We start from the raw sequence: 4,022 nt of genomic DNA on the forward strand, positions 1-4,022 counted from the left end.
CAGGCAGCAATGACAATGACACGGACTCTGCATGGGTCGATGTACTGACTCCATGGGCCGGTGAAGGCTATGGCGCACGCTTCTTGCCACGCATTAATGAAATCGTGGTCATCGATTTCTTTGACGGCAATATTGACCGACCATTTGTGGTGGGGCGTATACATGAAGCACAGCGCAGTCCAACCCAATTTGATAGTAAAGGCAAACTGCCAGACACCAAAAAACTAGCTGGAATAAAAAGTAAGGAAGTACAAGGCGAAGGCTTTGGACAACTACGTTTTGACGACACGACGGGACAAATATCAACACAATTACAAAGCACCCATGGCGCGACTCAGCTCAACCTCGGTAACCTCAGTCATCCCAAAGAAACCGCAGAAAGTGAAGGACGAGGAGAAGGCTTTGAGCTGAGAACCGATCAATGGGGTGCTATTCGAGCTGGTAAGGGATTATTGATTAGTTCTGCGAGTCAAGAAAACGCCAAAGATATACAATTAAATATAAAAGAGTTGTTAACGCAATTAAATGAATCTATAGAAAAACTCAAAAGTTTAGAAAAAAATGCTCGAGTAAGTAAGGCTTTCCAAGATGAAAACTATCAAATTAGTAATGATTTGATTGCTCAAGTAGAAAATAGTCTAGAAAAGTTTGAGCATCCTAATATTCTGCTTAGTACTCCTCAGGATTTTGTTTCTGTAAGTCAAAAAAACCAAACTCATGTTGCTAAAGAAAATATAAAAATTATATCGGGTCAACAGTTAGATATAAATTCAAATGGTGAGTTTACTGCTCATGCTGCGAAGGGATTAAGCTTTTATACTCAAGAAAAAGGTATAAATATTGTAGCGGCTCAAGGTGAAATTAAAGTTCATGCGCAAAATGATCAAATTGATCTAGCATCTCTCAAGGATTTTAAGATCATGAGTACTGAGAATTCCATTACGATTGCAGCCAAAAAAGAAATTATGCTGACTTGTGGTGGGGGGTACATAAAAATAAAGACTGACGGTTCTATTGATATTAATAGTCCTGGGCTCGTTGAGGTTAGGTCTGCTCAAGCACAATTTGTCAAAGGTACACGTCATAATTTCCAGCTTCCTAATATTTCTACGAAAATATGTATTCCCTGTTTAATTGATGCCGCTCGAAAAGGTTTACCGTTTGTGTATAGGGAAATATAGGATGGACATATTACAGTTATCAAAGAAAATTAGTGGTGAAGAATCTAAATATAATTTCTTCCTGTTGATTGATGCAGCTAAAAATTATACTTATATGCGCCATTGGCTTACTTTAAACTATGATAGAAATATCAAATATATAGGTAATTTATTCGATGGAACTGTTGATGATTCTACACCATTAGAATTTTCCCCTTTATTGTTGAATTTAAATAAACTAAATAATCAAAAATTTATTAATGAACTTGTTATAGAAGAAAATTTAGGAATGTTTTCGATATTGAAAACAAATCTATCGAACCAAGAATTGATCAAACATTTTCAGCCATTCTTACAAGCAGAATTACCATCCGGCGAATTAGCATTGTTCAGATTTTATGATCCTTCAGTTATCAAATCATTAAATCGACTATTAGATAAAAAAAATTTAGATATTCTGTTAGAACCTATTGATGGTTGGTGGTATCAAGAAGTATCTGGTGATTTCAAGTTATTGGAGAGGATTTAGAATGGTTATCGAATTTACTAAAGAACAGCTTGAGGAATTTTCTGCAGATCGTGAAGAAAGTCTAGCCTTGTGGAACTGGAATCGGCTAAAAAACACTTATAGCGAACTGGCGATAAAGTATTTTAATAATAATGAAGATAGTGGGCTAAAATTCCTGATTACTGCCCAAACAAAAATTCGAAAATATCTGGTAGGAATGGAAAATCATGCTGACTATGACAAATGGAGAGCGGCTTATGGAGAACTATGTTTTATTTTGAATAAAAATAATTTAGATGATGATCCATGGAATCGCAGTTTATTAATAAATAGATTATTTCCACCATTTCTTGCAATTGATATCTTAGCTGGAGTTTTACAAAGCTCTTTAAATTCTTCAGATAGTCAAAAATTCTATGAAGCATTGGAGAAAAAATCGTGGCAATAGCGGCTGATGCAGCAGATATTTTTGGTGGTTGGGGGACAACTGCTGAAAAAGCTGCTGAAAGAGCAGGAACTGCAGCTAAAGTAGGAGCAAGAGCAAATCCTATAGGCGTAATATTAACTGGAATATTCACTCCATCCCCATTAGGAGATGGAACAATTACAGGCATGCTCAATCAAAGAATTGATCTGGCTGAAGAGGATATCGATAATAGTCGTTCGGGTATAACTCAAGAGCAAAAAGATCAAGCATTGGCAGCAAGTAAAGCGAAATCTAAGGAACTTGAGAGATCTTGTAATAGTTCTAATAAGGAGTGTAAGAACGAACAGCATAGTGGTCGTATACAGGCGCAGAATGCAAATAGAATGATTGTGACTGCAACTGAAGCAGGTAGCGTTTGGACAAATCACCCTTTTCCACCGCCTCTAGTACTATGTAAGCAATATGCACTTTCCATGCGTATTGCCATGCTAAAATTAGAAGGTCATAGCAAACCAGATACTAAAATAAAAAGTCCAGTTGATTATCACAAAGGTGCAACTCAAGCCTATAAAGCAATGATCGCTTGGATGGAAGCGAAGACACCATATGGAGTTTCTGTAGGTAAACATTCTTTTAGTTTTGCAGGTCGTCATTTTACTGGTGTTATTCCACCAGATTTTGATGCTAGAAGAATGGATATAGATATTTTGAAGGGCGAAATATTAAAAGGTTAAATAATGACGAATATAGAAAAGATAGTTAATTTTTTTAAGGATCACCCAAAATTTCCATTTTTACAGTGGGATAGAGAATATGACGATTATTGTAGTATGTATCTTTGTTTAAAGAATATTTTAGAAGCATACATACCAAAAGAGCAGATTACAGCTTGGTCTGCTGCAAATGAATACTCTGATTTCAGAAGAAATCCAGATGGAGAGGTATATTATCCTTTGACAATTATTAATGATGCTATCGAAATAGTAATTCACTTAGGAATTTTAAAAGAAAATAAAGATGGTTTAGTCGATGTGAATTCATCAATTCAAATTAGTAGAGATGACAGATGGGGGGATCGTTGGGAAAATAATGCACCTGAAGATGAATGGTATAATGAAGTGGCGATTATGCTTGATCTGAACAATGCTGAGTCATTAAGAAAGACAGATTTTATCTTAAAGACAATTGTTCAAAAAAAACAAACTTATCATGATTTATTAAAGTTGAAAGATGGAACTCTATAAAAAATTAAATTAATTTTTAGTTTTGAAATATATCTTTAAATTATCGATAAGTTTCTTTTTAATAATTAGGCTATCTAGATTCAAGAGTTTGATGTGTGCTGAAATCACAGGACACTTCCACTTGGGAGATTCTAGGCAGCCAACTCGTAAAAGTCCTCTGTCATTTGATTTGGTGTCTTAAAACTCAGTCCTTTCTGGATTCTCTTCTGATTATAAAATAGCTCTATGTATTTTGTAATATCTGCTTTGGCTTCTCCCCTTGTTTTGTAGTTGCGATGGTGAACCAACTCGTTTTTGAGTATTCCTCAAAAGCTCTCAATCGGGGCATTATCGTAACAGTCTCCTTTTTTGCTCATTGAACCTTGAAATCCATATTTTTCAAGCATGTTTCGATATTCATGACTGCAATATTGGCTTCCTCTGTCTGAGTGCACAATTAGCCCATGTGATGGTTTGTGATTGCGAATTGCCATACTCAGCACATTGCAAACTAGTTGCGCTGTCATTCGCTCACTTAAGCTATAACCAACGACCTGTCTAGTACAAAGGTCTTTTAAGTGTCAACGGCATTCTAAAATTGACCCCTTTTACCTTTCAAATGGCAAAGTAAAATTGACCCCTTTGATCTCGTATTAAGTTTCAACCTGGGGCTGAATCCCAATTCTTTTTTTATCCTTCAAACG

5 protein-coding genes and 1 pseudogene are annotated in these 4,022 nt (G+C 35.7%); 5 read left to right on the forward strand and 1 reads right to left on the reverse strand.

Features of this window, described 5'->3' with window-relative positions; translation table 11 throughout:
• The 5 genes from FTU38_RS16385 to FTU38_RS16405 all read left to right on the forward strand — a co-directional run.
• A partial coding sequence (locus tag FTU38_RS16385; RefSeq protein ID WP_180111867.1) for a type VI secretion system Vgr family protein occupies window positions 1–1,181 on the forward strand: 1,181 nt, incomplete at its 5' end.
• 1 nt (window position 1,182) lies between these two features.
• Window positions 1,183–1,689 carry a DUF4123 domain-containing protein gene (locus FTU38_RS16390; RefSeq protein ID WP_111885353.1) on the forward strand — a complete coding sequence of 169 codons (507 nt, stop codon included), beginning with the start codon at window positions 1,183–1,185 and terminating at the stop codon, window positions 1,687–1,689.
• 1 nt (window position 1,690) lies between these two features.
• Window positions 1,691–2,116, forward strand: a complete 426-nt coding sequence (locus FTU38_RS16395; RefSeq protein WP_111885352.1) for a hypothetical protein — start codon at window positions 1,691–1,693, stop codon at window positions 2,114–2,116.
• A complete protein-coding gene (locus FTU38_RS16400) occupies window positions 2,107–2,829 on the forward strand; it encodes a hypothetical protein (RefSeq protein ID WP_180056089.1) in 723 nt (240 codons plus the stop codon). Before FTU38_RS16395 ends, FTU38_RS16400 begins: the two co-directional genes overlap by 10 nt.
• 3 nt (window positions 2,830–2,832) lie before the next feature.
• Window positions 2,833–3,339 carry a hypothetical protein gene (locus FTU38_RS16405; RefSeq protein ID WP_111885350.1) on the forward strand — a complete coding sequence of 169 codons (507 nt, stop codon included), beginning with the start codon at window positions 2,833–2,835 and terminating at the stop codon, window positions 3,337–3,339.
• A 131-nt stretch (window positions 3,340–3,470) separates the two neighbouring features.
• Here FTU38_RS16405 and FTU38_RS16410 read toward each other — a convergent pair.
• Window positions 3,471–3,896, reverse strand: a pseudogene (locus FTU38_RS16410) (IS3 family transposase); the annotation flags it as partial.
• Between the last annotated feature and the right edge of the window lie 126 nt (window positions 3,897–4,022).

Source organism: Acinetobacter sp. YH12098 (genome assembly GCF_013419235.1).
GTDB classification, from domain to species: Bacteria; Pseudomonadota; Gammaproteobacteria; order Pseudomonadales; family Moraxellaceae; genus Acinetobacter; species Acinetobacter amyesii.